The organism is Streptomyces sp. SID12501 (genome assembly GCF_010550245.1).
Lineage (GTDB): Bacteria > Actinomycetota > Actinomycetes > Streptomycetales > Streptomycetaceae > Streptomyces.
In genome coordinates, this window is sequence record NZ_JAAGLU010000023.1 from 1 (window position 1) to 24361 (window position 24361).

At 69.4% G+C, this 24361-nt stretch carries 25 protein-coding genes and 2 pseudogenes; 18 read left to right on the plus strand and 9 right to left on the minus strand.

Annotated features, from left to right (window positions below; genetic code table 11):
- Nucleotides 1–134: 134 nt before the first annotated feature.
- Nucleotides 135–676 (minus strand): annotated as a pseudogene (locus G3I71_RS26305) (transposase family protein); the annotation flags it as partial.
- 159 nt (nucleotides 677–835) lie between these two features.
- Nucleotides 836–1774 (minus strand): alpha/beta fold hydrolase, encoded by a 939-nt coding sequence (locus G3I71_RS26310; RefSeq protein ID WP_239149363.1) that lies wholly within the window; start codon nucleotides 1772–1774, stop codon nucleotides 836–838.
- Between the two features lie 84 nt (nucleotides 1775–1858).
- On the opposite strand from G3I71_RS26310, the gene G3I71_RS26315 reads away from it, so the two are divergent.
- On the plus strand, nucleotides 1859–2470 hold the full coding sequence (locus G3I71_RS26315; RefSeq protein ID WP_203731451.1) for a TetR/AcrR family transcriptional regulator: 612 nt from the start codon (nucleotides 1859–1861) through the stop codon (nucleotides 2468–2470).
- A 48-nt stretch (nucleotides 2471–2518) separates the two neighbouring features.
- Here the strand turns inward: G3I71_RS26315 and G3I71_RS26320 are convergent, their stop codons facing one another.
- Complete coding sequence (locus G3I71_RS26320) at nucleotides 2519–3028, minus strand: CGNR zinc finger domain-containing protein (RefSeq protein ID WP_164317972.1); 510 nt, start codon at nucleotides 3026–3028, stop codon at nucleotides 2519–2521.
- A gap of 110 nt (nucleotides 3029–3138) precedes the next feature.
- Between G3I71_RS26320 and G3I71_RS26325 the strand changes: the two genes are divergently transcribed.
- From G3I71_RS26325 to G3I71_RS26340, 4 genes are all read left to right on the plus strand, one after another.
- Nucleotides 3139–4017, plus strand: a complete 879-nt coding sequence (locus tag G3I71_RS26325) for an alpha/beta fold hydrolase (RefSeq protein ID WP_164317974.1) — start codon at nucleotides 3139–3141, stop codon at nucleotides 4015–4017.
- Nucleotides 4018–4205: 188 nt separating this feature from the next.
- A complete protein-coding gene (locus tag G3I71_RS26330) occupies nucleotides 4206–4526 on the plus strand; it encodes a hypothetical protein (RefSeq protein ID WP_164317976.1) in 321 nt (106 codons plus the stop codon).
- A 39-nt stretch (nucleotides 4527–4565) separates the two neighbouring features.
- A complete protein-coding gene (locus G3I71_RS26335) occupies nucleotides 4566–4913 on the plus strand; it encodes an ankyrin repeat domain-containing protein (protein ID WP_343243081.1) in 348 nt (115 codons plus the stop codon).
- Nucleotides 4914–5087: 174 nt separating this feature from the next.
- Entirely contained in the window at nucleotides 5088–5603 is a 516-nt protein-coding gene (locus G3I71_RS26340) for a hypothetical protein (RefSeq protein ID WP_239149364.1), read from the plus strand.
- Here G3I71_RS26340 and G3I71_RS26345 read toward each other — a convergent pair.
- Nucleotides 5600–5788, minus strand: a complete 189-nt coding sequence (locus G3I71_RS26345; RefSeq protein ID WP_164317980.1) for a DUF397 domain-containing protein — start codon at nucleotides 5786–5788, stop codon at nucleotides 5600–5602. The genes G3I71_RS26340 and G3I71_RS26345 overlap by 4 nt on opposite strands.
- A 3-nt stretch (nucleotides 5789–5791) precedes the next feature.
- The gene (locus G3I71_RS26350; protein ID WP_164317982.1) at nucleotides 5792–6685 is read right to left on the minus strand and encodes a helix-turn-helix transcriptional regulator; all 894 of its coding nucleotides are present in this window, start codon (nucleotides 6683–6685) and stop codon (nucleotides 5792–5794) included.
- Nucleotides 6686–6876: 191 nt separating this feature from the next.
- Here G3I71_RS26350 and G3I71_RS26355 point away from each other — a divergent pair, with 191 nt between their 5' ends.
- The 3 genes from G3I71_RS26355 (at nucleotide 6877) to G3I71_RS26365 (ending at nucleotide 8578) form a co-directional block, all read left to right on the plus strand.
- Complete coding sequence (locus tag G3I71_RS26355; protein ID WP_239149365.1) at nucleotides 6877–7398, plus strand: ATP-binding protein; 522 nt, start codon at nucleotides 6877–6879, stop codon at nucleotides 7396–7398.
- Nucleotides 7395–7721, plus strand: coding sequence for an antibiotic biosynthesis monooxygenase (locus G3I71_RS26360; RefSeq protein WP_164317984.1), 327 nt, complete (start codon nucleotides 7395–7397; stop codon nucleotides 7719–7721). Before G3I71_RS26355 ends, G3I71_RS26360 begins: the two co-directional genes overlap by 4 nt.
- Before the next feature lie 248 nt (nucleotides 7722–7969).
- On the plus strand, nucleotides 7970–8578 hold the full coding sequence (locus tag G3I71_RS26365; protein WP_164317986.1) for an NAD(P)-dependent oxidoreductase: 609 nt from the start codon (nucleotides 7970–7972) through the stop codon (nucleotides 8576–8578).
- Between the two features lie 16 nt (nucleotides 8579–8594).
- Here G3I71_RS26365 and G3I71_RS26370 read toward each other — a convergent pair whose 3' ends face one another.
- A complete protein-coding gene (locus G3I71_RS26370) occupies nucleotides 8595–9494 on the minus strand; it encodes a LysR family transcriptional regulator (RefSeq protein ID WP_164317988.1) in 900 nt (299 codons plus the stop codon).
- A gap of 55 nt (nucleotides 9495–9549) precedes the next feature.
- On the opposite strand from G3I71_RS26370, the gene G3I71_RS26375 reads away from it, so the two are divergent.
- On the plus strand, nucleotides 9550–10329 hold the full coding sequence (locus G3I71_RS26375) for an inositol monophosphatase (protein ID WP_164317990.1): 780 nt from the start codon (nucleotides 9550–9552) through the stop codon (nucleotides 10327–10329).
- 169 nt (nucleotides 10330–10498) lie between these two features.
- Complete coding sequence (locus G3I71_RS26380) at nucleotides 10499–11026, plus strand: hypothetical protein (protein WP_239149366.1); 528 nt, start codon at nucleotides 10499–10501, stop codon at nucleotides 11024–11026.
- A gap of 224 nt (nucleotides 11027–11250) precedes the next feature.
- Here G3I71_RS26380 and G3I71_RS26385 read toward each other — a convergent pair whose 3' ends face one another.
- The gene (locus tag G3I71_RS26385) at nucleotides 11251–12054 is read right to left on the minus strand and encodes an SAM-dependent methyltransferase (protein ID WP_164317992.1); all 804 of its coding nucleotides are present in this window, start codon (nucleotides 12052–12054) and stop codon (nucleotides 11251–11253) included.
- Nucleotides 12055–12219: 165 nt separating this feature from the next.
- Nucleotides 12220–13843: pseudogene (locus G3I71_RS26390) on the minus strand (M4 family metallopeptidase).
- A gap of 229 nt (nucleotides 13844–14072) precedes the next feature.
- Here G3I71_RS26390 and G3I71_RS26395 point away from each other — a divergent pair.
- From G3I71_RS26395 to G3I71_RS26430, 8 genes are all read left to right on the plus strand, one after another.
- Nucleotides 14073–14486, plus strand: coding sequence for a gamma-glutamylcyclotransferase family protein (locus G3I71_RS26395; RefSeq protein WP_164317994.1), 414 nt, complete (start codon nucleotides 14073–14075; stop codon nucleotides 14484–14486).
- A gap of 205 nt (nucleotides 14487–14691) precedes the next feature.
- Nucleotides 14692–15618: an SCO3242 family prenyltransferase gene (locus tag G3I71_RS26400; protein ID WP_164317996.1), complete on the plus strand. Its 927-nt coding sequence runs from the start codon at nucleotides 14692–14694 to the stop codon at nucleotides 15616–15618.
- 94 nt (nucleotides 15619–15712) lie between these two features.
- On the plus strand, nucleotides 15713–16561 hold the full coding sequence (locus G3I71_RS26405; RefSeq protein ID WP_164317998.1) for a sugar phosphate isomerase/epimerase: 849 nt from the start codon (nucleotides 15713–15715) through the stop codon (nucleotides 16559–16561).
- Between the two features lie 147 nt (nucleotides 16562–16708).
- On the plus strand, nucleotides 16709–17344 hold the full coding sequence (locus tag G3I71_RS26410) for an EboA domain-containing protein (protein WP_164318000.1): 636 nt from the start codon (nucleotides 16709–16711) through the stop codon (nucleotides 17342–17344).
- A gap of 2 nt (nucleotides 17345–17346) precedes the next feature.
- The gene (locus G3I71_RS26415) at nucleotides 17347–18213 is read left to right on the plus strand and encodes a TatD family hydrolase (protein ID WP_164318002.1); all 867 of its coding nucleotides are present in this window, start codon (nucleotides 17347–17349) and stop codon (nucleotides 18211–18213) included.
- A 7-nt stretch (nucleotides 18214–18220) separates the two neighbouring features.
- Nucleotides 18221–19387 carry a metabolite traffic protein EboE gene (gene eboE, locus G3I71_RS26420; protein WP_164318004.1) on the plus strand — a complete coding sequence of 389 codons (1167 nt, stop codon included), beginning with the start codon at nucleotides 18221–18223 and terminating at the stop codon, nucleotides 19385–19387.
- Between the two features lie 20 nt (nucleotides 19388–19407).
- Entirely contained in the window at nucleotides 19408–20820 is a 1413-nt protein-coding gene (locus G3I71_RS26425; protein WP_164318006.1) for an alkaline phosphatase family protein, read from the plus strand.
- Nucleotides 20821–20975: 155 nt separating this feature from the next.
- The gene (locus G3I71_RS26430) at nucleotides 20976–22166 is read left to right on the plus strand and encodes a cytochrome P450 (RefSeq protein ID WP_164318008.1); all 1191 of its coding nucleotides are present in this window, start codon (nucleotides 20976–20978) and stop codon (nucleotides 22164–22166) included.
- A 27-nt stretch (nucleotides 22167–22193) separates the two neighbouring features.
- Here the strand turns inward: G3I71_RS26430 and G3I71_RS26435 are convergent, their stop codons facing one another.
- On the minus strand, nucleotides 22194–24344 hold the full coding sequence (locus G3I71_RS26435; protein WP_164318009.1) for a molybdopterin oxidoreductase family protein: 2151 nt from the start codon (nucleotides 24342–24344) through the stop codon (nucleotides 22194–22196).
- Nucleotides 24345–24361 lie beyond the last annotated feature (17 nt).

The window sequence follows — 24361 nt, forward strand, 5'->3', positions numbered from 1 at the left end:
CCCGCCAGAGAGGCGAAGAAGTCATCGAACCAGCCCGCCCACACCTGCACCGCCCGCTCCGTACTCACGGACAGGTCAACGCATCACACGGCTACCAGACACGGACACGAGTCACGGCTGTAGTACCAGCAGTTGATGCCGGCCTCGGCGAGAGCGTCGATGATGCCGTGTTCACGTGCGGCCCTGACGTCATGGACGGCACCGGCCAGGGCTGGTGAAGCCCACAGGAGACGGCCCTTCGGGTCGGCTATGACCTGCACGTTCATGCCGTGTTTCTTGTGTTTGCCCGAGTAGAAGGGCCGGTCGGCGGCGCTCTCCCCCAGCCTTCGGCCGGGAGGTGTCCCCAGTCGATCGGCAGAAGTGTCCCGTCCAGGATCAGGTACGCCTTGATCGACGCGGCCCGTACTGCCTCGGCGAGCGCGGGGGCGAGGGCGGTCAGGAGCTCGACGGCCTCGGTGACGTAGCGGTAGACGGTGGTGGTGCCGATCCCGAAACCGGCCGCCAGCTGGGCATAGGGCTGGCCGTTGCGGAGGTGGGCGAGGGTGAGCAGTGCCTGGCGGCCCGCGCTCAGGTGACGCCATCGGGTGCCGAGAGCCCGCTGGCGTTCCCGCAGGCGGGTGGCAAGGAAGCGGAGGGCAGAGCTGGACACGTCGACGCCGGACAGAAAGACAAGCATGCGAAGCCCCTGGTGGAGACGATTCTCTTGGTCGAAAACCCATCTACCAGGGGCTTCACCCGTCTGTCAGGCCAACTGCCCAGCCGACGCACGAGGTTGGAAAAGGCTCAGTGACTCCAGCGCCGGCGAGGTGCCGTAGACCTGCACCTGGGCGCTCGGTCAGCCGTGCGGCACGCCTGCTGTCGGTTTGCCACCTAGGAAGTCCTCCAGGATCTCGGTAAACCGCGCCGGCTGCTCCTCGGCCACGTAATGGCCGCAGTCGTCGAGGACCACCCCGGTGACATCGTCGGCCGCCAGGCGCATCGTCTCGGCGACCATCGCGCCGCTGTACCGCGCGCCGCCGATGGCGAGCACCGGCAGCGTCAGCCGGGTCTTCTTGCGCTGCTCGTTCTGCGCGATCGTCTCGTCCAGCGCCCGGTAGTACGCGAAGCTCGCCCGCAGCCCGCGAGGATCCGCGACGATCGCATCGACGTAGACGTCGACGGCGTACGCGGGGATCGCGTCCGGGGTGGCTGCCTTCTTGGCGAACTGGTAGCCGAAGGAGAGCTGCTCCCGCCCCCGGACCAGCTCCTCGTTGAGGTCGGTGAGCCGGTTGAAGCCGAAGTGCCAGAGCCGCTGGTTGACCGCGGCCGGGCTGAAGACCGACGGAGTCGGCGTGAGACCGGGGATGATCGCGTCGACGACGGCGAGCCGGCCCACCCGCTCGGGGTGATCGGCAGCGAGGGCGTATCCGGTCCACATGCCGATGTCGTGGCCGACCACGTCGAACCGGTCGTGCCCGAGCGCGGCCATCAGGGCGACCAGATCGGCGGCCAGCGTACCGGCGTCGTAACCGTCGTCGGGCTTGTCGGAGAGCCCGGCCCCGCGCGAGTCGACGGCGACGACGGTGTGCTCGCGGGCGAGCGCGGGCATCACGTCCCGCCAGGCGTACCAGGTCTGGGGCCACCCGCCGACCAGCAGCAGCGGCGGGCCGTCCCCGCCGGTGACCGCGTGCAGCCGCAGCCCGTTCAGCTCCACGAGCCGGCTGGTGAAGACGTCGGTGAACCCGTCGGGCAGCCGCAGCGAACTCAAGCTTGTCGTGCCGTCGGCCGTACTCATCTTGGAACGATCGGTGCAACTTGTCATGCTGGCGACCCTACACATCTTGAAACGATCGGTGCAAGATGTGTAGGCTGACGAACTATGGCGGGCCGCAAGCAATTCGACGTGGACGAGGCGCTACGACGCGCGATGCACGTGTTCTGGCGCTGGGGCTACTCGGAGGCCTCGATCGACCGCCTGACCGAGGGCACGGGCCTGGGCCGGAGCTCGCTCTACGGCACCTTCGGCGACAAGAGTGCCCTCTTCCGGAAAAGCCTCCAACGGTACGCGCAGACCTACCACCCGCTGTACGACCAGGCATTGTCCGGCCCCCACCCGAGCCCGAGCGCCGTTGTGGCCGCATACCTGCAGGTCACCCTGAACCGCATCGCCGACCCGACGGTCCCGGACGGCTGCCTGCTCGCGGTGTCGGCAACGCAGTTCCCGGCCCTCGACGCGGAGGGCCGGGTGATGGTCCGCGCCATGATCGACGGTTTGCGGGCGATGCTGGAGCAGGCGTTGCTGGCGGCGGGGGCCGATGATCAGGAGGCGGCAGAGCTGGCGTTGTGCACGCTGGCAACGAACAAATCCCTGGCGGTGCTGAGCCGCGCCGGCTTCTCGAACGAAGACCTGGCAACCGTCGCCGCAGCCGCCGCCCGTATCCCCGGGAGATCACATCCAATCCCCGGGAGCCCGGCACGTCCGTTCGCCTGACATCTCCGGGCGCGTACCAGCCTGTGTGAGCGCCGACTCATCGGCGCTCTACTCGGGCCGTGAGGTCTCCTCCCGGGTCCGGGCCTGGTGCCGGCGGGCTTTGAGCCGGTTCCCGCAGGTCTTCATCGAGCACCACCGTGCGGTGTTGGCGCGGCTGCGATCCAGAAGGAAGAGGCGGCAGTCAGGGTTCTCGCACGGCCGCAGTCGGCTGGGCATGCGCTCTTTGACGTCCGCCCACGCGAGCACGAGTTCGACGGCGAGCCTGCGCTCCGGTGGCACCTCCAAGTGCCACTCGATGCCCGACGCGCTGGGCTGCGGGACTTTGCGAACGCCCGCGAGGATTCGGCTCAGACGGGGTTCCGCCGCCGTGCCCGCCTCCACCGCCTGGAGCGCGTCCCGGGCGGTGCGCAGCCACCCGCGCTCCTCGTCGCCGCCGAGACCCCCGTGCTCCCGCGCCCACCTGTCCACCTCGTGGTCGTCACGCCACAGGTCCTGACGTCGGCCATCCGCTACAGGGGTGCTGTTGAGCGCCTGCATCAGGGCTTGGTCGTTCAGCACGAACCTCACCTCCCATCTAACTCCATCAAGTCGTTTGACAGGTTACTCCAGAGGCGGTCTACTGAACGACGACGAGATGTAACCATCAAAAGAGGTTGAAGGGGTTAGTTATGGTTGAGGTCCGCCACCAATACGCGACTGTGCGGGGACACCGCGTCTTCTACCGCGAGGCAGGATCCCGCGAGGCTCCCACGCTCGTGCTCCTGCACGGATTCCCCTCCAGCTCGCGCATGTTCCGTCACCTCATTCCGGCGCTGGCCGATCGATTCCACGTCATCGCCCCCGACCACCTGGGCTTCGGCAACTCCGACGTCCCGCCCGTGGACGCGTTCACCTACACCTTCGACTCCCTGACCGACGTCACCGAAGCCCTCCTGGCCCAGCTCGATGTCACCCGCTACGCCGTGTACGTCCAGGACTACGGCGCACCCATCGGCTGGCGGCTGGCCCTGCGCACGCCGGACGCGGTCACCGCGGTGATCACGCAGAACGGCAACGCCTACGAGGACGGCTTCGTACCGGATTTCTGGAAGCACGTATGGGCGTACTGCGAGAATCCGGGCCCCCAGACCGAACCTGCCGCCCGCGCTGCCCTCTCCCTCGACGCCATCCGCTGGCAGTACCTGAACGGCGTGGACCGGCCCGAGCTGGTCGACCCCGACACCTGGGCCGCTGACCACCGTGAGGTCAACCGGCTGGGCCTCGACCTCGTGCAGCTCGCGCTGTTCCGCGACTACGCCAGCAATCCACCGCTCTACCCTCAGGTGCACGCCTACTTCCGGGAAACCCAGGTTCCTCTCCTCGCGGTCTGGGGCGCAGGCGACGAGATCTTCGGCCCGGACGGAGCACGCGCCTTCGCAAGGGACCTGCCGGACGCGGAGATCCACCTGGTTCCCGGAGGCGGACACTTCCTGCTCGAAAGCCACCTGGACACTGTGGCCGGGTACATTCGCGGGTTCCTGACGACCGTCACCGAATCGCTGGCGTGAAGCCCGTGAAGAGTTCCCGGGGCGGGTGATGGGCTCTTGACGGCCACGGCCACGGCCACGGCCACGGCCACGGCCACGGCCACGGCCCAATCTGGGCTGTCCGCCCGCGTTGTAGATCCCAGGGGCGCCGCCATAAGGTCACCTGCATGTCTTTGCGTCTTCGTATGCGTCAAGCACTTCCAGAAGCGATGCGCGCCCGTGACAAGGTCGCGGTGAGCGCTCTGCGGGCAACACTCGGTGCACTGGACAACGCGGAGGCGGTGCCCGTGGGCGAAGCCGAACTCCGCGGGGTGGCCCTTGAGTTGTCGCCGGTCGGCGCCGGCACCACCGAAGCGGCGCGGCGCGAGCTGAGCGAGCGCGACGCGGAGGATGTCGTACGCGCGGAGGTCGCCGAACGGCTGGACGTCGCGGCGCAGTTGACCGCACCCGCGCACGCCGACCGGGCCGCACAACTCCGCGCGGAGGCCGCTGTCCTGCTTCGCTTCCTCGACGGTCCCGGCACCGCGTAGAAGACAGCGTGTCTCATTCGGGCGGGCATGAAGTGGGGTGTGGCGTCAGTGGAATTGAAGTCATGGACGCCGTCGCATCAGGCGGTTGAGTCCAGCGACCACGAAGAGCTGGCCGCGCTTCTTGACACCGGCGCCGACCCGAACGAAGCCTGCTTCGGACTGACGCTGCTAGCGCACGCCATCGAACTCGAAGGGGATTCGGCGCGACAGTCCGGAGGCCGACTGGATGCGGCGCTCACTGCGATTGTCCTTGCCTACGGTGCTGATCCGACGTTGGTCTCGCGCAACGGGCAGTCGCCGATGGAAATCGCGAAGGAATACGACCACGCGTCGGCACAGCGCCTGTTGAGGGTTTTCCTGGGGCGAGGCGCTGCGGGTGAGGCGTGAGCGGCTTGCTCACCGGCGGTCGTCCGTCTTCGGCACGCAGGACACTCAGGCCCTCTGGCTACAGGGCCACAACGAGCCCACAACGGGTCGGCGGCGGAGCCACAGCTCGACGCGGATCGTCCCTACCATCCGGTGCACAGGGGTACGAATAGCGACCCCGGGTCAGGGGGCGCTGTGCAGCCGACAGTTTCGTGGCCATTGGTCCAGCGCGCCGTCGGCGCTTTCGCGGCCTGTGCCGCCCTGGCCGCAACTTCGGGGTGCACGGTCCCCATTGACGCCGTCACCGGCATCTCGGTGACCGAGGACGGTCATCTGGTCGGCGTCATGATGGTCTGCGGACATCACATCGACGGCGCGACTCTGTACGTGGCCGGCGCTGACGCCGACAAGGATGTGACGGTCGGTTCATGGACCGCCGCCCGGTCGCTCAAGTCCGGTCTCGCGACTTGGACCCTTGATGCGCCCGCCGCCGACTGGACTGCGACCACATCTCTCAAATCGCTCACCCCGAAGGCCACTTACAAGCTCTACGGCTGGACCGAGGGCAACTCGTGGTCGGCGAGCAGCGTCTCCTTCACCCTGACCGACCGTGACCGGCTCACGCCGGGAATGGTCCGCTACGAGGGCGCCGAATCCACGGTCACCGTCCCGGCGGCGGAGTTCAAGACCAGGGCTTGTGAAGACGGTTAACGCAGACGGTCGTCTGTGACGGCGGTTCGGAACGTCTCCCAGGTGCTGGGGTGGACGTGGAGGGGCTGACTTGTCGGGGTCTTTGAGTCGCGTATCGCGATGGTAGTGGGGATGTTGGTGGCTATCTCGACGCACTCGTCCTTGTCGTCGCTGTAGCTGGACTTGCGGAACTGGAAATCGGGCACGGCTCAGAGATCCTTGCTGAGGTTGTGGATGAACGAGAGGGATTCTCGTTCATCCAGGGAGCGGGAGGCGATCAACTCGAACAACTCGTCGTACGCCGCCGCTCCTTCCCCGCCTTCGACCCACGTCTGTTTGAACGCGGCTTCGGAGTAGACGACGTCCATGGCTCCGGGCTCGGCGAACGAGATGATGTTGAACGAACCGTTCAGCCCCTGGTGCGTGCCGTTGCTGAAGGGAAACACCCGGAGGGTGATGCTCGGCAGGTCGGCGATCTTCGTCAGGTGTTCGAGTTGCCCGCGCGCCGTCTCAACGTCCCCGGGAAGGTTCCTCAACACGGATTCGTAGAGCACCGTACGTAGGGCGAGTGGCGGATCGTCGGTGAGCCGCTCCTGCCGCGCGAGTCGCGCCGAGATGAACTCCTCGTCGGGGTCTCGGCGGTGGGCCACTGTCGCAGTGTCGGCGGGGGAACTCCTCAACGCCCGTACGTATGCGGGAGTTTGCAGCAGGCCGGGGATGAAGGCAGGCTGCCATGCCCTGATGGCCGTTGCCGCGTTCTCCAGCGCGACGTACTCCTGCATCGTGCCGAGCATCGCGTAGTCGTCCCACCAGCCGCTTGCCTTGCGTCGCTCGCGGTCGATCCTCGCCAGCTCCAGCAGCCCTCCAACGGTCCCCGGGTCGTGTACGCCGTACAGCTCACACAGGGCCCGGATGTCCGGGTCGCGCACAGGTACCCAGCCGCCCTCCAGCTTCGCGACCTTCGCCGTCGAAGCGGAGAGCGCCTTCGCGGCCTGCGGCTGGGTGAGGCCGGCGGCCGTACGAAGCTTGAGGAGTTCGGCTCCAAGTCTGCGTCCCAGAACGCTGGTTGTGCTGTTCCCCTGCCGCGCCTGACTTGCTGTCACCTGCTGCTCCTTCGGTGCTGTGCGCGGTCAGTCTGCTGCGTGTGGGGGCGGGGTGGCAAACACGATCGGTGGATATCTTCCGGGTAGAGGTTGAATGGAGTGATGCCATCCAGCTACCTTCCGTTGTGAGCCGATCGCAGAGCGGCACCAGTTGGTGTGGTGCAGCTCGCCCCTGCCCGGAGGTGACCGACATGGCTGAAGCCGCCGTCCTTGAGTACGACCGCCTCGACTGCACCCCTTTCCCGAAGAGCGTCACCCTCGCCCGCCATCGCGCCCACCGTCTCCTCGCCGACTGGGGTCACCCCGAACTCGCCTCCGACACCGCCCTGTTGGTCTCCGAGCTCGGCGGCAACGCCGTACTGCACGGGTGTCTCCGGGACCGTCTCTTCCGAGTCGAGCTCGCACTCACGGAGCACGCCGTGCGTGTCAGCGTCTCCGACCCCCGGGGCGAGTTACTGCCGCGTGCGCGCGAAGCTGCCCCCGATGAGATGTTCGGGCGGGGACTGCTGATCGTCGACGCCGTCTCCGCCCGCTGGGGCGTGACCGAGCTGACCGTCGGCAAGCTCGTCTGGTGTGAGCTGGACGTCTTACGCGGCGCGGATCAGGCGACGAACCAGCAGGATTCGCACCCTCTGCCTGCCGCCACCCCTGTATCCGCGACCGCCCCCGCGCGTAACCGTGAGCGCCGCCCTGCGGCAGGATGGGCCTCATGAGCATCGTAAAGATCAACGTACTCACCGTTCCTGAAGAGCAGCGCGAGGTGCTGGAGAAGCGGTTCGCGTCGCGGGCCGGTGCTGTCGAGGGGTCGGACGGGTTCGAGTGGTTCGAGCTGCTGCGACCGGTCGAGGGCACCGACAGTTACCTGGTGTACACGCGGTGGCGCAGCGAAGAGGACTTCCAGGCCTGGATGTCGGGCCCGGCGCAGGCGGCGCACCGCCCCGCGTCCACCGGCGGGGAGCAGCCCAAGCCGGCCTCCTCCGCGTCGACGCTCTGGTCCTTCGAAGTGGTCCAGCAGGCAGCCCCCAAGCAGGGCTGAGCCCGCCGTTACGGCAATGACAGGGCCCACGCGTGGCTCCGCGCTCAGGTGCGCGACTCTTTCGCCGCCTTTCTCGGGCGTCGGTCCACGACTGGCGCCCGACGCGGCCGAAGCGATGTGGCCGACGTCGGAACAGCGGCGCGGTGGCGGACGCGCATGGCGACCGCTCAATCGATTGCGTTTGGGTAACTCATCAAGTCAGTTACTTGCACTTGATGTTAAGTGATGGACTCCCTAGCGTTCTCGGCATGAACCTCACCGTCCTCGCGGCCTCCGGCCGGACCGGAATCGCTCTCACCCGACAGGCGCTGCGACGTGGCCACACCGTGACCGCCATCGCGCGTGATCCCGAGCGGATCGCCCTGCCCGACTCCCCGAACCTGCGGAAGGTGGCGGGCGACGTGAACGACGCGGCCGGTATCGCCGCCGTCGTGGACGGGGATTCCGTGGTCCTGTCCGCGCTCGGCACGGACCGGGCCGGGATTCTCCTGACCGGCGCCCGGGCCGTGGTCGCCGCCGGTCCACGGCGCGTCATCTGGCTCGGCGCCTACGGCACGGGCAAGTCGGCCGAAGTGGCGGGGGAGGGGGTGGGCGTGCTCGCCAAGGTGCTGGGCGACCGGCTCGCGGACAAGGTCGAAGCCGACGACACCGTTCTCGCGGCCGGGGGCACGGTCTTCCATGCCGGGATGCTCGCTGACGGGCCGGAAAGCCCCCGTCGGCGCACGGTCGGCCTGGAGGCCGCGCCTCCCTTCGATCTCGGTGCGAAGGTCAGCCGGGAAACCGTCGCCGCGGCGATGCTCGACGAAGCCGAGGCGCCTGGCTTTCCCGGTGCCGTGGCCCTGCCGTTGGCGGAGTAGGGGAGCAGGGGAGTGGTCAGCTCGCGGTGATCTCCTCGAACGACGCCCGGACCTGCTCGCGGAGCCAGGCGTGGGCGGGGTCGGAATCGTAGCGCTGGTGCCAGTTGCAGTTGATCGTCGCCGCCGGGGACTCGATCGGCAGTGGCAGGGCGAGGAGCCCGAACGCCTTGATGAGCGGGCGGCCGAGGATCGCCGTGCAGGTGACCAGTGCGTCGCCGCGGGCGGCGATCTGCAGGGCGGTGGACACCGTTGCCACCGCCGCGACCACCCGGCGCCGCAGGCCTTCGGCGGCCAGCATCTCGTCGATCGGCGCGGTGAGGCGGCCACGCCGGGAGATCACCACATGCGGCTGCGCCGCGTAGGACGCCAGGTCGAGTCCGGCGGCACAGGGGTGGCCCGCGCGCATCGCCACGACGAGCCGGTCGTCGCCGAGCGGCTCGGACCGGAACTCGGGGAGTCGGGGCCGCCCGCCGCCGAGTTCCAGATCGACGCGGCCGTGTCGCAGGTCGTCGGTGTCGACGGAGTTCTCCGCCAGCACCTGCAGCTGCACCCCGGAAGCCCGCTGCTGGATCCTCTCGACCAGTACCGGTACCAGTGACGCGGCTGCCGCGTCGTGACACCGGATCGTGAAGGTGCGATCCAGCTCGGCCAGGTCCAGCTCGCGGGTCGGCGTGAGCACTTCGTGCGCTTGCCTGACCAGCCGGTGCACGTCCTCCCGTACCGACAGCGCGTACGGGGTGGGAGTCATCGAGTGGCCGGTGCGCACCAGGATGTCGTCCCCGGTGACGGTACGAAGCCGGCCGAGGGTGCGGCTGACCGCGGGCGAGGACAGGTGCAGCCGCTCGGCCGCGCCCATCACGCTGCCTTCTTCGAGCAGGGCGTTGAGCACGGTCAGCAGATTCAAGTCCAATTGCATAAAAGTAAATCTTAACAAGACATAGATTCACTTCACTCAACTCCAGGGGTATCCCATGAGTCAGGAACTGCTTGCCGCCACCGTCGCCGCCGTCCGCCGTGCCGGCGCCCGGATGATGACGCGCTATTCCACCGAGTCCCGTCAGTCCGGGCTCTCCGAACTGCTCGCGAACCTCCAGGCCAATGACGCGGCCGTTGTCGACACGTTGCGCCCGGCGTTGACCGATGCCCTGCCGAGCGCGGGCTGGCTCAACGACGAGCACGGATCGGGACCGCTGGCCACGGGCGAGTGGTGGCTCATCGACCCGGTCGGTGGCAACGTCAACGCCGTGCACGGCATGCCCGACTGGAACATCGGCGTGAGCCTCGTCCGTGACGGCCGCCCGGTGCTGGCGGTGGTCTACTTCCCGGCCCTGGACGAGATGTTCACCGCCACCGAGGACGGCGGGGCGTTCCTCAACGGTGTACGGCTGCGGGTCTCGGTCAAGACGTCGCTGGACGGCGCACTGGCCGGGACCGGTCAGGCCAAGCCGGGTCATGACCCCGAGCTCGCGCAGCGGATGGGCTCCGCCTTCACCGCGATGATGAACTCCGCCCTCTACGTGCGGGTCTCCGTACCGGTGACCCAACATCTCGCCCAGGTCGCCGCCGGCCGGATGGACCTGCACTGGCAGTTCGACAACGTCCGGTCCCATGCGGCAGGCGTGCTCCTCGTCCAGGAGGCCGGCGGCGTCGTCACCGACATCGAGGGCAAACCGTGGGAACTGGCCGGCCAGAGCTATCTCGCCGCCGCGCCGGGTGTGCACGCCGCCGCGCTGGAAGTACTCAACGCCTGAGGGAAGTCCGGATCCGTCTTCCGTGGTGGCCCATCGGACGGCCTCGGGTCCTCGGCCACTTCCACAGGTTCCCCGCGGTTGATCGACCGATCGACCGCCGCACCTGACCCGTACTCCACGTACTCCACGTACTCCACGTACTCCACGCACTCCGCAGACAAGGACGACCATGAGTACCCTCACCACACCCCCAACCACCCCGTCGGCACGGGGGAACCGAGTCCGCTGGCGCATCTCGGCTCGGCTGCGCAAGAGCGTCCTGGTCACGCATGTCGTGTCGGCGGGAGCCTGGATCGGCATAGATGTGATCTCCACCGTTCTGGTGGCGATCGGCTGGGTACGCGCGGGCGACGACCGCACCGCCGTATACCGGGCGCTGGCGGACTTCTTCGTCGTCCCCCTGCTGCTGTCGGCTCTCGTGGCGGGGGCGGTCTGCCTTGTCACCGGTGTCCTGCTGGGACTGGCGACCAAGTGGGGACTCGTTCGCTACCGGTGGGTCGCGGTGAAGCTGGTCCTCAACGTCGTCGCCTGTGTGATGCTGCTGGCGTTCCTGGGCCCGATCACCGAACTCGCCTCGGGCGAACAACCGTTGCGGGACATCTGGTTCGTCGCGTTCCTCGGCGCCACCGCCATGGTGTTCCTGAGTTTCGCGATGGTGCTCTCGGTCTTCAAGCCGTGGGGCCGAGTCCGCAAGTAGTTCTCGCCGGGTCGGCACTCGGCGGGGGCGCAGAAGAGGAAGACCCGAGAGCTACTCGCGGAGCGAAGTTCCGCACCTCGTGGGCACCTGCCCACCGGCCACCGCCGAATACGCTGCGGCGCGCCCCTCGCCCGTGTCCTGACCATCACCGGACTCCGCGATCGCACCACCAATACCGAACCCCGGCTCGGTGCCGGCTCGGTGCTAGAGGGCGATCGATCTGGTCAAGGCTTCCGCCCCAGCCCCCCATGCTGCCCGACAGCCGGCGCCGCCACCCCCGACGCGCTTGTCTCCGGCCGCCACAACGGCACCGAGACCACCCCGGGCGCCACCAGTTCGAGCCCCTCGAAGTACGCCTCGATCTGGTCCACCGGCCGCAGGAAATACGGCACCGCGCCCGTCTCGTTGTAGGCGTCCTGCGCCTGCTCGTAGTCGGGGTCCGTGCCCCGCGAGCCCTCGTTCAGGGAGAGGTAGCTGCCCGACGGGAGGCCCGCCATCAGGTCGCGGACGATTCCGCGTGCCGTGTCGTGGTCCGCCACGTGGCCCAGGATGCCGCTCAGGATCAGGGCTGTCGGGCGGGAGAGGTCGAGTGTCCTGGCCGCCGCCTCCAGGATGCGGTCGGTGTCGTACAACTCCGCGTCCACGTAGTCCGTCGCGCCCTCGGAAGTCGACGTGAGGAGCGCTCGGGCGTGGGTCAGGACCAGCGGGTCGTGGTCCACGTACACGATGCGCGCGTCGGGAGCGACCGACTGGGCCACCTCGTGCGTGTTGTCCACCGTCGGCAGGCCCGTGCCGACGTCCAGGAACTGGCGGATGCCCGCCTCCCCGGCCAGGTGGCGGATCGTACGGCCCAGGAACGCGCGGCTGCTGCGCGCGATCGTGACGATGCCGGGGAAGACCGCGGTGTACGCGTCGCCGGCCGCCTCGTCGACGGGGTAGTTGTCCTTGCCGCCCAGCCAGTAGTTCCAGATGCGGGCGGAGTGCGGAACCGAGGTATCGATTCTCTGGTCGGGCGCAGATTCGGTCATGCTGGCATCGTCTCCTCGGCCGCAGCGGACGCGTTGGTGCAGGCTTCAACTGAAAGCCCAAGGCCAACCATACGTATTCCGCTTGCCCGAGGCAGCATGCGACCTGGTGGCCACCCCGGCGAACTTCCCGGGATGGCCACCAGCGGCACGTTTCCGATCTCCGGATCAGCCCACCGACACCGCGCTCCAGGCGGCGCCGACCGCCGCGTACTCCGTGCTGCTCGTGCCGTACAGATCACGCGCCGCGTTCAGCGTGGCGGTGCGCGCACCCGCGTAGTTCGTCGACGACGTCATGTACGTGGTCAGCGCCTTGTACCAGATCGCGCCCAGCTTGGCCCGGCCGATGCCCGCGACCGTCGAGCTGTTGCACGTAGGGGAGTTGTAGCTGACGCCGTTCAGCGTCTTGGCGCCGCTGCCCTCCGAGAGGAGGTAGGCGAAGTGGTTCGCCACACCCGACGAGTAGTGGACGTCCAGGTTCCCGACGCCCGAACTCCAGCAGTTGGCCGAGTTCCCGTCCTTCGACGGCTGGTCCATGTAGCGAAGCGCCGACCGGCCGAAGCCCGACTTGACGATCTTCTCGCCGATCAAGTAGTCGCCGAGATCAGTGGAGTTGGCCGCGTTGAACTCCACCAATGTGCCGAAGATGTCCGAGGTCGCCTCGTTGAGGCCGCCCGGCTCGCCCGAGTACGTCAGGTTGGCCGTCGACGACGTCACGCCGTGCGTCATCTCGTGGCCGGCCACGTCCAGCGAGACCAGCGGACCGAACGTCGTCCCGTCGCCGTCGCCGTACGTCATGCAGAAGCAACTGTTGTCCCAGAAGGCGTTGTTGTAGCTGTTGCCGTAGTGCACGCGGTTGTACGAGCCGACCCCGTTGCCCTTGATGCCGCTGCGCCCGAACGTGTCCTTGTAGTAGTCCCACGTCTCGTCGGTGCCGTACTGCGCGTCAACCGCCGCCGAGGCACGGTCCGTTGTCGCACCCGTGCCCCAGTGGTTGTCCGCGTCCGTGAAGAGCGTCGCGGGGGGCGCGGACGATGCAGATGCCGAAGATGCACAGGTCGGTGCCGTTGGCGGCGTCGCCCGTGTACGTGTTGCCGCGGGTCGGGTCCTTCAGCTGGTACGTCGATCCGGAGACCGTCGTCTCCAGCGGGACCGTGCCGCCGTACAGGGAACTGCCGTCGCCCGTAGCCGTCTCGATACTGTCCCAGGCGTCGATCTGGGTGCCCGTGCGCGCGTCGGTCACCACGGTCCGGGCGACCGGGTTGCCGGCCGGGTCCAGCGCCACCGCGTTCGTCCGCCAGGCGAGCTTCGGGGCGCCGTGCAGGGCGTCAACCACCAGCTGGGGCTTGGAGGTTGTCTTCTTCAGTGCCTCGCCCCGGTTCGCCGCGCGCAGCGCCGAGGCCGCCAGGTCGGCCGCCTCCGGGGCCGATACCGACGGGCTGATCGTGGCCAGGGATATCGGGCGGGTCGTGGCGCGGCTCGCGCTCCGATAGGTGCCACCTGGCGTCAGATGGACCACGAAGTCGCCCCCGAGCACCGGGAGTTGCCGGTACGTGCGGTCGTAACGGACGTGCTGGCTGCCGTCCTTGTCGACGACGACGTCCCGAACTTTGGTGCCCTGTACGGAGGTCAGGCCGAGGTGAGCGGCCTGGTCCACGAGTGCCGTGACCGCGTTCCTGATCGCGGTGTCGCGGGTCGGTCTGTCGGCCGCGCCTGCGCTGGGGGAGAGTGCGGCGGCCAGCAGGACGACGGTGGTGGCGGCCGTACCGGCCGCGGCGAGACGGGAAGTCATCGGTCTCCTTGGGGATGAAGACGGTGGGGATCGCTCAGATTTAAGGGTTCATGACATGTCATGTCCAGAGCGAGTGTGCTTTCACCTCGACTTATGGCGAGAATCGTTTCCCCATCCCCGCGAACCCGTCCCCGCGAACCCGTCCTCGCGAACCCGTCCCCGCCCTCGGGAACCCTGCCTCGGGAACCCCGCCTCATGGACCCCACCCTCACGAATGCGAGACCGACACGTGAGACTCCCGTTCTTCGTATACGGCACCCTCCGCCCCGGCGAGCCCAACCATGACCGCTTCCTGCGCGGCCGTACCCGGTCGGAGGGGCCGGGGCGGTTCGTGGGCGCGGTGCTGTACGACGGGCCCGGCTACCCGTACGCCGTGGCGGAACCCGGCGGAGTCGTCCACGGAGAACTGGTCGCGGCGCTGCCGGATGCGTACGACGAACTGCTGGCCGAACTCGACGAGTTGGAGGAGTGCGTACCGGGTGACCTGCGCAGCCTCTACGAGCGGGTGGCGCGGCAGGTGACTCTCGACGCCGACGGGAGCGCCGTGCGCGCCTGGGTGTACGTCGCCGGCCCGATCGTCGCCGCACGGTTGCGGGCGCACGGAAGGCTCATCAAGGGCGGGGACTGGCGGGCGCGTTGCTGAAGGAGGTGGGTCAGTCGCGCGAAGAAAATGTCAACAAGATCCAGTTGTCGCGTTCCTCACAAAAAGGAACATGGGTCAAGAGTGTTAGCTTTCAAACATCTTCAGTAATGATTGATCCATGAGTGACCGGAAACCATTTCCCCCCGACGGTTCCCGACAACCCCCCCACCACGCCAATTTTCAACCACCCCCACTTTCCGACCTGGTGAGCCTTGTCAGAGCCCCGGCCGCGCTGAGCGTCCCCGGCGACATCCTGGCGGGCGCGACCGCGGCGCGCCGCCGCCTCGGCCCCCGGACGGTTGGCGCGATGGCGTCCTCCGTCTGTCTCTACTGGGCCGGCATGGCCCTCAACGACTACGCCGACGCAGCCGTCGACTCGGTCGAGCGGCCCGCCCGTCCGGTGCCCTCCGGCCGGGTACCGCGCCGGACCGCGCTGGCCGTCGCCACCGGTCTGACCGGCGCCGGACTCGGTCTCGCCGCCGTGTCGGGCGGCCGACGCGGGCTCGCCGTCGCCCTGCCGCTGACGGCGCTGATATGGGCGTACGACCTGAAGTTGAAGTCGACTCCGGCCGGTCCGGCGGCGATGGCGGGCGCGCGTGCGCTCGACGTGCTGGCCGGCGCGGTCGCCGGTGGCGGCAACCCCCCGTGGCACGCCCGTGGGGGTGGTACGGCCGGCGCGCTCGCTCGCGGCGCCGTCCCCGCGCTCCTCACCGGGGTGCACACCTACACGATCACCGCCCTCAGCCGCCACGAGATCTCCGGCGCACCGGCGCGACTGCCGGCCACGACGCTCGCCGTGTCGTCGGCCACGGCGCTGTCGACGGTGCTGCCTTCTCTGCTCCCGGCCGTTCTCCCGCCCCGACGCACCCTGCCCCGCGAGGAGATCGCCCGAACAGCCGTCGCCTCCGCCGGAGTTATCGCCTACCTGGGGACGTACGGCTGGGCGCAGTTGAGGGCCGTACGCGATCCACGCGCGAGTTCCGTACGGCGTGCGGTGGGGGCGGGCATCCTTGCCATGGTCCCCCTGCAGGCGGCGCTCACGGCGCGCGCCGGAGCACCCGTCGCCGGCGCGCTCCTGGGTGCCCTGCACCCGGTGGCGCAGCGCCTGGCAAGGCGGGTGTCCCCGACATGAGCAATGCCGTGAGCCATGCCACGAGCTGTGCCTTGAACTGTGTCCTGAACGGTGTCTTGGGCCCGGTCATGAGCCATGTGACGAAGGGCGGGCCATGGGCCTGAGATTCGGCTACGGCACCAACGGGTTCACCCACCACCGCCTCTCCGACGTCCTCGGCATCCTCGCCGACCTGGGCTACGACGGCGTGGCCCTCACCCTCGACCACAACCACCTCGACCCGTACGCCGAAGACCTGGACGGCCAAGTCGACCGTGTTCGCCAGCAGTTGGCGCGACTTGGGCTGACCGTCACGGTCGAGACCGGGGCGCCCTACTTCCTCGACCCCTGGGGCAAGCACCAGCCGACCCTGATGTCCGGCCGACCGGAACGCCGCGTCGACCTGCTGCGGCGTGCCGTACGCATCGCCGCCGAACTCGGCTCGCCCAGCGTCCAGTTGTGCAGCGGACCGGCCCCGGACGGCATCCCGGAGCCGGAGGCGTGGCGGCGGCTGGCCGCGGGCGTCGGTGCGGCGCTGGAGACGGCGGAGGCGTACGGGGTCGCGCTGGCCTTCGAACCCGAGCCGCACATGTTCGTCGACACGGTCGCGAAATGTCTGAGACTGCGCGAACTGGTCGGCGGACACGAGCTGTTCGGCGTCACCCTGGACATCGGACACGCCCACTGCGTGGAGGAGCCGACGCTGCTCGACTGCGTCGACCTGGCCGCGCCGCACCTGCTGAACGTCCAGATCGAGGACATGGTCCGCGGGGTCCACCGGCATCTGGAGTTCGGCGCCGGTGAGATCGACTTCCCGCCGGTGCTGGCGGCGTTGACCGACCTCGGCCATCGCGGCCTGGTGTCCGTCGAGATCCAGGGCGGCGCTCTGGACGCCCCCGACATCGCCCGCAGCTCGCTGGAGTTCCTGCGCCGAGCCGAGGCCCGCAGCCTGCTCGCCTCCTGAGCCTGCCGCCCCACCACTTGTTCACGAGAATCTCGCGATCCCTGTTCCGGCCTCCTGCAGCCCTCTCCGGCCTCCTCCGGGCTCCTCCGGCCCCCTGCCTTCCTCTCCAACTCTCCAACTCTCCAACTCCCTTTCTGGAACCGTGCCATGCCGCTTTCCGATGCATCCGTCCTGCCCCTCGCCGCCGAAGCCCGCGCCTGGCTCGACACCGCCCTGACCGAAGTCGCCGCATCCCCTGCCGCCATCCGGACCCGCTTCCCCGCCGTCCGCCGCCACTGCGGACGCGCCCCGCTGCCCGACGGCCGGACCGTCGACGAAGCCGCCCGCGCTCTGCTCCTGGCCGCGCTGCCCCTGCGCGACCAGGCCCTCACCGACGAGGTGGTGGCACTGCACCGCTACGGCGACCCCGCCGAACAGCGGGCCGTCCTACGGGCGTTGCCACAGCTCGACCGGGAGGGGACCGGCCGGTTCCTGGACCTCGTACGGCAGACCCTGCGCGGCAACGACAACACGCTGATCGAGGCCGCTCTCGGCCCGTACGCGGCGGCCCACCTCCCGGCGGACGAGTACCGCCAGGCCGTCCTGAAGTGCGTCTTCTGCGAGATCCCACTCGCCCGCATCGCCGGACTGGACGACCGAGCCGACGCCGAACTCGCCCGCATGCTCAGCGACTTCGCCCGCGAACGGACGGCGGCCGGACGCCCCGTACCCGCGGACATCGCCCCCCTCGTGCGCCCCTTCACCACTTCCGCCCTCACCTCCATCACCGACGAAACCGTGTGATCATGCGCATCTTCGACCCCCACATCCACATGTCCTCCCGCACCACCGACGACTACGAGGCGATGTACGCGGCCGGGGTCCGGGCCGTCGTCGAGCCCGCCTTCTGGCTCGGCCAGCCCCGCACCTCGCCCGACACCTTCTACGACTACTTCGACTCGCTGCTCGGCTGGGAGCCGTACCGGGCGGCCCAGTTCGGCATCCAGCACTTCTGCACGATCGCCCTCAACCCGAAGGAGGCGAACGACCCTCGCTGCCTCCCCGTCCTCGACGAACTGCCCCGCTACCTCGCCAAGGACCGGGTTGTCGCCGTCGGTGAGATCGGCTACGACTCGATGACCAAGGAGGAGGACGAGGTCCTCGCCCGTCAGCTCCAACTCGCCGTCGAACACGGACTGCCCGCCCTCGTCCACACCCCGCACCGCGACAAGGCGGCCGGGACCAGGCGCACCCTGGACGTCGTACGGGAGTCGGGCATCGCCCCCGAACTCGTCGTCCTGGACCACCTCAACGAGCTGACGGTCGGCATGGTCCTCGACAGCGGCTGCTGGGCCGGGTTCTCCGTCTACCCGAAGACGAAGATGAGCGAGGACCGGATGGTCCGCATCCTCCAGGAGCACGGCCTGGACCGAGTTCTCATCAACTCGGCGGCGGACTGGGGCAGTTCGGACCCCCTGAAGACCCGCAAGACCGGCGACGCCATGCTCGCCGACGGCTTCACGGACGACGACGTCGACCGCGTCCTGTGGCGCAACCCCGTCGCTTTCTACGGCCAGAGCGGACGCCTCGACCTGGACGACACGGACGGTGAGCCGAAGCCCGACGAGACCTCGTCGTTCGAGGGCAACTCCATCCGGCGCGGGGGAGAGTGAGCGGCCCGTGCGCTTCCTCCACCCCGACGGCACCCCCGTCCACCTCGCGTACTGCAGCAACGTCCACCAGGCCGAGGACCTCGCCGGGGTCATCGCCCAGCTCGGCGCCCACGCCGAACCCGTACGGGAGCGGCTCGGCGTCGGCCGGCTCGGGATCGGCCTCTGGCTGGCCCGCACCGCCGTCACCGAACTCGCCGCTGACGAAGGGGCGTTGACGACCCTCAAGCGCGAACTCGCGGCACGCGGCCTGGAGACGGTCACCCTCAACGCCTTCCCGTACGAGGGGTTCCACCGCGAGGTCGTCAAGAAGGACGTCTACCTCCCCGACTGGGCCGACCCGGCCCGACTCGCCTACACCCTCGACTGCGCCCGCGTCCTCGCCGCCCTCCTCCCCGACGACGCCCGACGCGGCAGCGTCTCCACCCTCCCGCTGGGCTGGCGCACCCCGTGGCCGACAGAGCGCGCGGACACGGCCCGCCGCGCGCTGGACCAACTGGCGTCAGGATTGGCAGAGTTGGAATCGGACACCGGCCGCCGTATCCGGGTCGGCTTCGAACCGGAACCGGGGTGCGTCGTGGAGACCACCACCCAGGCGGTACGGGAGTTCGCCGACGTGGACCGCGACTACCTCGGCGTCTGCCTGGACGCCTGCCATCTCGCCGTCCAGTTCGAGGAGCCCGGCGAAGCCCTCGGGCGGCTCGCCGACGCCGGTCTGCCGGTCGTCAAACTCCAGGCGTCCTGCGCGGTCGAGGCCCCCGACCCGACCGACCCGCGCGCCCGTGCGGCCCTGCGCGAACTGGCTGAACGACGGTTCCTCCACCAGACCCGAACGGTCAGTGACGGCACGGTGGTCGGCGTCGACGACCTGCCGGACGCCCTGGACGGCGGCGGGCTTCCGGCGGTCGGCGCGGACAGCCCCTGGCGGACACACTTCCACGCCCCGCTGCACGCCGAACCCGAACCACCCCTCCGTACCACCGCCGGCCAACTCACCACCGTCCTCAACGGACTTCTCGGCGGCCCGAGCGCCGTCTGCGACCACATCGAGGTCGAGACCTACACCTGGTCCGTCCTGCCCCGCCCGCCCGCCGACCTCGCCGCCGGCATCGCCGCCGAACTCGCCTGGGCCCGCGACCGGTTGACCGGTCTGGGCCTCAAGGAGGACCACTCATGACCGGCCGTAAGGAACCCCTCATGACCGAAACCCCGAACGCCAACCGACTCGTCGTCCTGGACATCGTCGGTCTCACCCCCGCCCTCCTGCGTCACATGCCCGCCGTCGCCGCCCTCGCCGACCGCGGCTTCCAGGCCACCCTCGGCACCACGCTCCCCGCCGTCACCTGCACCGCCCAGTCGACCTTCCTCACCGGCGAACTCCCCTCCACACACGGCGCGGTGTCCAACGGCTGGTACTTCCGCGACCTCGGTGAAGTACTCCTCTGGCGGCAGCACAACGCCCTCGTCGGCGGCGAGAAGATCTGGGACGCGGCCCGAAAACGGCTCCCCGGCTACACGGTCGCCAACATCTGCTGGTGGTACGCCATGGGCGCCGACGTCGACTGGACGGTGACCCCGCGCCCGATCTACTACTCCGACGGCCGCAAGGAACCCGACTGCTACACCTGGCCGCCCTCCCTGCACGACGAACTCACCGAACGGCTGGGCCCCTTCCCCCTGTTCACCTACTGGGGCCCGAACGCCGGCATGCCCTCCACCCAGTGGATCCTGGGCGCCGCCCGCCAGGTCTTCGACGAACACGACCCCGACCTGACCCTGGTCTACATCCCGGAGATGGACTACGAACCGCAGCGCTCCGGCCCGCAGTCCGACGCGTCGATCCGCGCAGCCCGCCGACTCGACGACGCCCTGCGCCCGTTGATCGACCACTTCCTCGCCGCCGGCGCCACGGTGGTGGCGCTGAGCGAGTACGGCATCACCCCGGTCTCCCGCCCCGTGGACATCAACCGGACCCTGCGCCGGGCCGGACTCCTGGAGGTGTACACCCAGGACGGCATGGAGTACCTCGACCCCTGGACCTCCCGTGCCTTCGCCGTCGCCGACCACCAGGTGGCGCACGTCTATGTCCGGGACCCGGCCGACGTACGCGAGGTCGCCAAGATCCTCGGTGAACTCGACGGTGTGGAACAGGTGTTGGGCGAGATGGGCAAGGCGGCCCAGGGCCTGGACCATGAGCGTTCGGGAGAGCTGGTCGCGGTGGCGGACGCCGACGCGTGGTTCACGTACTACTACTGGCTCGACGACGACCGCGCCCCCGACTTCGCCCGCCAGGTCGAGATCCACCGCAAGCCCGGCTACGACCCCGCCGAACTGCTGTGGGACGACACCAACCCGTCGGTGAAACTGCATGCGGCCGGTCAACTCGCCCGCAAGAAGCTGGGGTTCCGCTACCGCATGCAGACGGTCCCGTTGGACCCCTCGGGCGTCCGCGGCAGCCACGGCCGCCTCCCGAGCGACCCCGACCACGGCCCCGTACTGCTGTGCTCGGAACCGGAGCACGGCAGCGAGACCATCGCCGCCACCGACGTCAAGGGCCTGCTCCTGAAACTCGCCGGCCTGCCCGCAACCCCGCCCACCGACCGCGCCTAGGCACCCGATCGCTCGCCCAGGTACACCGCCTGCGTCTGGGCACCGGCCTCGCTCAGGCGCACCGCCTGCGCCTGGGTACCGACCGTGCCGCAGGCGTTGGCCGAGCCTTGGCACCGACCATGCCCCCGCCCCCCCACCACGCGGAGACACCGACCATGTCCGAGACCACGTTCCCCCCACTGCCCATGCGGCGCACCGCCCTGCTCGACCCGCCCGCCGAGTTCACCCTGCTGCGCGAGCGGGGCCGGATCAGCCGTATCGCGCTCTGGGGCGGCAACACCCCCTGGCTGGTCACCCGGCACGAGGACGCCCGTGCCGTCCTGGCGGACGCCCGCTTCAGCGCCGAGAACCACCGGGAGGGGTTCCCCGGCCTCCAGCCGACCCCGCCGCCACCCACACCCGGCCAGCTGTTCGCCATGGACGCGCCCGACCACACCCGGCTTCGCCGGATGCTGATCCCCGACTTCACCTTCCGCCGCGCCGAAGAACTGCGCCCGTCCATCCAGCAGTTGACCGACCGGCTCATCGACGACCTGGTGGCCAAGGGGCCCGATGTCGATCTGGTGGAGCACTTCACCCTGCCACTGCCGTTGCTCGTCATCTGTGAACTCCTCGGAGTGCCGTACGCGGACCGGGAGTTCATCCATCGCCAAGCCGCCGCGTTCGCCACCGTGACCGACGGGCCCGAGGCGATGCGGGCCGGCTGGGGCGCGCTGTTCGGATACCTGATGGAACTGCTCGCCGCCAAGACCGCCGACCCCGGCGACGACCTGCTGAGCAGGCTCGCGGCCGAACGCGTGGCCACCGGCGAGGCAACCCCCGCCGAAGCCGCCGGACTTGCCGTGATGCTGCTCATCGCGGGGCACGAGACGACGGCGAGCATGCTGTCGCTGGGCGTGGTGACCCTGCTGTCCCACCCCGCCCAGCTGGCCGCGCTGCAGGCCGATCCGGAGCTGGTGCCAGGAGCGGTCGAGGAACTCCTGCGCTATCTCACGGTCGTTCACGTCGGGATGCGGCGCATCGCCACGCAGGACGTGGAGATCGGTGGCGTCACCGTACGGGCCGGGGAAGGCGTCGTCGTCGCGCTCCAGGCCGCCAACCGGGACCCCGGCGCGTTCACGGACCCGGACACCTTCGACATCACCCGGGAGACCCAGCATCACCTGACGTTCAGCCACGGCCTGCACAACTGCCTCGGCCAGTCCCTCGCCCGCGCCGAACTCCAGATCGCCCTGCCCACCCTGTTCCGCCGCCTGCCCGGCCTACGGCTGACGGCCCCGGCCGAGGTGGACGCCCACGAGGGCCGCGCGGTCCACGGCGTACGCACCCTCCCGGTCACCTGGTAGTACTGCGCACCCCAACTCACCTGCCTCTCAAGGACGTACGGTCTCCAGCCGTACCGCGCACGCCTTGAACTCCGGCATCCGTGAGGTCGGGTCGAGCGCCGGATTGGTCAGCGTGTTGGCCCGGCCCTCGCCCGGCCAGTGGAACGGCATGAAGACGGTGTCGGGGCGGATCGAGGTGGTGATCCGCGCCGGCGCCACCGCCCGCCCGCGCCGTGACACGACGGCGATGGCATCCCCCTCCCCGGCTCCCAGCCGCGCGGCCAGCCGGGGATGCAGCTCCACGAACGGCCCGGGCGCGGCGGCGTTGAGCTCGTCGACCCGCCGCGTCTGGGCCCCGGACTGGTACTGGGCCACGACCCGCCCGGTGGTCAGCAGTACCGGGTACTCGGCGTCCGGCTCCTCGGCGATCGGCCGGTACGTCACCGGCGCGAACCGGGCCCGCCCGTCCTCGGTCCCGAACCGGTCGAGGAAGAGACGGGGCGAACCGGGATGCGGCGCTGCCTGCGACTGGTCGTCGTGCTCGTGCCGTTGATCGTGCTGCTGCTCGTGCCGCTGTTCGTCCGGCTGGTCGTCCTGCGCCGGGCAGGGCCAGAAGACGCCGTTCTCCTCGGCGAGCCGCCGGTAGGTGATCCCCGAGTAGTCGGCGATCCCGCCCGCGCTGGCCCGCCGCAACTCCTCGAAGACCTCTTCGGGGTCGACCGGGAACCCCTTCTCCACCCCTGCGCGTGCCGCGAGTTGATGCAGAACGTACAGATCGCTGCGGACCCCGTCCGGGGGAGCGACGGCCTGCCTGCGCAGAAGCACCCGCCCCTCCAGATTGGTGGTCGTACCGGTCTCCTCCGCCCACTGGGTCACGGGCAGGACGACATCGGCGAGCGCGGCGGTCTCGGACAGCACGACATCCGCGACGACCAGGAAGTCCAGTGATTCCAGGCGCTGTTGGATGTGCGCGGCCCGGGGTGCGGAGACCACCGGATTGGACCCCATCAGCAGCAGGGAGCGGATGTCGGAGCCGAGCGCGTCGAGGAGTTCGTACGCGCTCAGCCCGGGCCCCGGCAACGAGTCCGGATCGACACCCCACACGCCGGCCACGTGGCGCCGGGCCTCCGGGTCGGTCAGCTTGCGGTAGCCGGGCAACTGGTCCGCCTTCTGGCCGTGTTCACGCCCGCCCTGCCCGTTGCCCTGCCCGGTCAGACATCCGTATCCGGAGTACGGCCGCCCCGAACGCCCGGTCGCCAGACACAGGTTGATCCACGCGCTCACCGTGTCCGTCCCCTTGGACTGCTGCTCGGGTCCACGCGCGGTGAGCACCATCGCGTTGGCCGGCTCGCAGAACATCCGCACGGCCTCCCGGAGCTGGGGCACGGGCACCCCGGTGATCCGCTCCACGTACTCCGGCCAGTGGGCCATCGCCGCCGCCCGCGTCTCCTCCCAGCCGCTCGTCCGTTCCTCGATGTACGCCTCGTCGGTGCGGCCCTGGGACACGACCAGGTGCAACAGGCCCAGGGCGAGGGCGAGATCGGTGCCGGGACGCGGCGCGAGATGCAGATCGGCCTGCTCGGCGGTACGGGTCCGACGCGGATCGATGACGATCAACGTCCCCCCGTTCTCCTTGAGTTCGGTGAGATAACGGAGGGCAGGCGGCATGGTCTCGGCGAGATTGGAGCCGACGAGGATGACACAGCCGGTCTTGGGGATGTCCTCCATCGGGAAGGGCAGCCCCCGGTCGATCCCGAAGGCCTTGTTACCGGCAGCGGCGGCGGACGACATGCAGAATCGCCCGTTGTAGTCGATCTGCGAGGTCCCGAGAACGATCCGTGCGAACTTGCCCAGCGCGTAGGCCTTCTCGTTCGTCAGCCCACCCCCGCCGAAGACACCGCACGCGTCCGGGCCATGTTCCGTACGCGTGCGGGTCAGTCCTTCGGCGACCCGGTCCAGCGCCTCCTCCCAGGAGGCGGGGACGAGGATCCCGTCACGCCGGACGAGCGGCTCGGTCAGCCGCAGCGCCGGTGAAAGCAGGGCCGGTGCGGTGCGTCCCTTGCTACACAGGGCGCCTCGGTTGACCGGGAAGTCGACGCGCTCGGTGACCGTGACGCCCCCGCCTGCTGCCGGCGTGAGGTTCATCCCGCACTGCAGGGCGCAGTACGGGCAGTGCGTGGGCGTCACGGAGGTCTCCATACCGCCCAGCGTGCGGC

Coding starts and splice junctions, on each gene's coding strand:
- G3I71_RS26310 (WP_239149363.1), bottom strand. CDS start 1,774: ATGAGTACGGCCGACGGCACGACAAGCTTGAGTTCGCTGCGGCTGCCC.
- G3I71_RS26315 (WP_203731451.1), top strand. CDS start 1,859: ATGGCGGGCCGCAAGCAATTCGACGTGGACGAGGCGCTACGACGCGCG.
- G3I71_RS26325 (WP_164317974.1), top strand. CDS start 3,139: ATGGTTGAGGTCCGCCACCAATACGCGACTGTGCGGGGACACCGCGTC.
- G3I71_RS26330 (WP_164317976.1), top strand. CDS start 4,206: ATGCGCGCCCGTGACAAGGTCGCGGTGAGCGCTCTGCGGGCAACACTC.
- G3I71_RS26355 (WP_239149365.1), top strand. CDS start 6,877: ATGGCTGAAGCCGCCGTCCTTGAGTACGACCGCCTCGACTGCACCCCT.
- G3I71_RS26360 (WP_164317984.1), top strand. CDS start 7,395: ATGAGCATCGTAAAGATCAACGTACTCACCGTTCCTGAAGAGCAGCGC.
- G3I71_RS26365 (WP_164317986.1), top strand. CDS start 7,970: ATGAACCTCACCGTCCTCGCGGCCTCCGGCCGGACCGGAATCGCTCTC.
- G3I71_RS26370 (WP_164317988.1), bottom strand. CDS start 9,494: ATGCAATTGGACTTGAATCTGCTGACCGTGCTCAACGCCCTGCTCGAA.
- G3I71_RS26375 (WP_164317990.1), top strand. CDS start 9,550: ATGAGTCAGGAACTGCTTGCCGCCACCGTCGCCGCCGTCCGCCGTGCC.
- G3I71_RS26380 (WP_239149366.1), top strand. CDS start 10,499: ATGAGTACCCTCACCACACCCCCAACCACCCCGTCGGCACGGGGGAAC.
- G3I71_RS26385 (WP_164317992.1), bottom strand. CDS start 12,054: ATGACCGAATCTGCGCCCGACCAGAGAATCGATACCTCGGTTCCGCAC.
- G3I71_RS26405 (WP_164317998.1), top strand. CDS start 15,713: ATGGGCCTGAGATTCGGCTACGGCACCAACGGGTTCACCCACCACCGC.
- G3I71_RS26410 (WP_164318000.1), top strand. CDS start 16,709: ATGCCGCTTTCCGATGCATCCGTCCTGCCCCTCGCCGCCGAAGCCCGC.
- G3I71_RS26415 (WP_164318002.1), top strand. CDS start 17,347: ATGCGCATCTTCGACCCCCACATCCACATGTCCTCCCGCACCACCGAC.
- G3I71_RS26425 (WP_164318006.1), top strand. CDS start 19,408: ATGACCGAAACCCCGAACGCCAACCGACTCGTCGTCCTGGACATCGTC.
- G3I71_RS26430 (WP_164318008.1), top strand. CDS start 20,976: ATGTCCGAGACCACGTTCCCCCCACTGCCCATGCGGCGCACCGCCCTG.
- G3I71_RS26435 (WP_164318009.1), bottom strand. CDS start 24,344: ATGGAGACCTCCGTGACGCCCACGCACTGCCCGTACTGCGCCCTGCAG.